2 protein-coding genes are annotated in these 2,110 nt (G+C 67.2%); both read right to left on the bottom strand.

The genetic code is table 11. The annotated features are described in order from the left end of the window. A partial coding sequence (locus VFA16_RS18570) for an MFS transporter (RefSeq protein WP_324969225.1) occupies positions 1-806 on the bottom strand: 806 nt, incomplete at its 3' end. Positions 807-839: 33 nt separating this feature from the next. Further along, positions 840-2,042 (bottom strand): uroporphyrinogen-III C-methyltransferase, encoded by a 1,203-nt coding sequence (gene cobA, locus VFA16_RS18565; RefSeq protein ID WP_324969224.1) that lies wholly within the window; start codon positions 2,040-2,042, stop codon positions 840-842. Positions 2,043-2,110 lie beyond the last annotated feature (68 nt).

The raw sequence follows: 2,110 nt of genomic DNA, 5'->3' as shown, positions 1-2,110 counted from the left end.
CCGATGGTGATGGTCGAAATCCAGCCCTTTTCGGGGCCCATCGAGAAGCCGAACACCGCTGCCGTACACACCACCGTGGCCAGCACGGCTCCCATCGCGTCGAGCTTCATCCGCTCCCTGTAGGTTTCCCGCAGCGTGATGCGGGCCAGGTAGAGCATGACCAGCCCGATCGGCACGTTGACCAAAAACGCCAGCCGCCACGACACCTCGGTGAGCGCCCCACCGACCACCAGGCCCATCACCGAGCCGACGCCGGTCATCGCGCCGAACACCGCCGTCGCCGCGTTGCGTGCCGGGCCCTTCGGGAAGGTGGTGGCGATCAGCGCCAGCGCCGTCGGCGAGGCGATGGCCGCGCCGATGCCTTGCAGCAGTCGGGCGATGACCAAGGTCGCCTCGTCCCAGGCAATACCGCACAACGCCGAGGCGATCGTGAACAACGCGACACCGACGAGGAAGGTGCGCTTGCGGCCGATGGTGTCGCCGAGGCGGCCACCCAGCAGCATCAGCCCGCCGAAGGTCAGCACATAGGCGGTGATCACCCAGCTTCGCCCGGCGTCAGACAGGCTCAGCTCGTTCTGAATCTTGGGAAGTGCGACGATCGCGATGGTGCCGTCCATGGTCGCCATCAACTGCATGCCGCCGATCGCGATAACCGCAGCGACGAACCGCCACGACGGCAACCACGTCGGGGAATACCTGCTCGTACGGTCCAAAGCTTCCTGTCCGGAGCGCATCGGCACCGCCCGTTTCGGGCCTTCTGTCATGGCGTGCCGGACTGCCCGCTCTGCATCGTTGAGAGCCGTCATAAGGAGCTACCCTACAGTATTCTTAAGAATCGCTTAAGCGCCGAATGCCGCCACTGCACCGATGACGATGATCGCGGGAGGGCGAATTCCCTCGGCGCGAATCTTCTCTGGAGCGTCGGCCAACGTGGCCCGCAACGTCCGCTGCGCGGCTGTCGTGCCGTGCTGAACCACCAGCACCGGCGTACCCGCTGGTCGGCCGCCTTTTAACAGAACCTCGCTGAATTGCTCGATGCGCTCCACCGCCATCAGCAAAACAATGGTGCCCGTCATGGCGGCCAATGCGTCCCAATTCACTAACGATTCGGGGTGCCCCGGCTCAATATGGCCACTGACCACGACAAATTCGTGGCAGACGGCCCGATGGGTGACCGGAACGCCGGCCAGCGCCGGCACTGCTGTGGCACTTGTCACACCCGGCACGACGGTCACAGGGATCCCGGCGTCGGTGCACGCGAGAAGTTCTTCGTAGCCGCGGGCGAAGACGAACGGGTCACCGCCTTTGAGACGCACGACAAACTGGCCGGCCTTGGCCCGCTCGATCATGACGGCGTTGATGGCGTCTTGGGCCATGGCCCGCCCGTACGGGATCTTGGCGGCGTCGATCACCTCGACGTGCGGGGGCAGCTCGGCAAGCAGTTCCGGTGGTGCGAGCCGGTCAGCGACCACCACGTCGGCTTGGGCCAGCAAGCGCCGACCGCGCACGGTGATCAGTTCCGGGTCGCCTGGCCCGCCGCCGACCAGCGCCACTCCGCCCGGCACGACGTCGTCGGTGTCGGCAGTGATGAGGCCCTGTTGCAGGGCTTCGCGGATGGCCGAGCGGATCGCCGCGGAGCGGCGGTGCTGGCCTCCCGCCAGCACGCCCACGGACAGGCCGGCGTAGTCGAATGTCGCCGGGGTGACCGCGGTGCCCTCGACGGCGATGTCGGCGCGCACGCAGAAGATGTGCCGGCGCTCGGCCTCGGCGACGACGGCGGCGTTCACGGGCGGGTCGTCGGTGGCCGCGATGGCGTACCAAGCTCCGTCGAGGTCGCCGTCGCGATAATCGCGCAGCGCCAAGGTGATTCCGCTCATGGCTTCGACAGCCCGGGTGGCGCTGCGGGTGATGACATGCACGTTGGCACCGCTGGCAATGAGCAGCGGAAGGCGGCGTTGGGCAACGGTGCCGCCGCCGACGACGACGACCTTCTTGCCGGCCAGCCGCAAACCGGCCAGATAGGCATTCTCGGGCGTCGTCACCCGGCGAGTTTAGTGGCGATCGCAAGCGCGGCGCAGCCGGGCGCAGCGGGTCGCCACCATTGGGCTAA

It is taken from the genome of Mycobacterium sp. (assembly GCF_035653355.1).
GTDB lineage: Bacteria > Actinomycetota > Actinomycetes > Mycobacteriales > Mycobacteriaceae > Mycobacterium.
The sequence above is the reverse complement of the archived record's forward strand: the minus strand, read 5'-3'. Positions and strand labels throughout refer to the sequence as shown.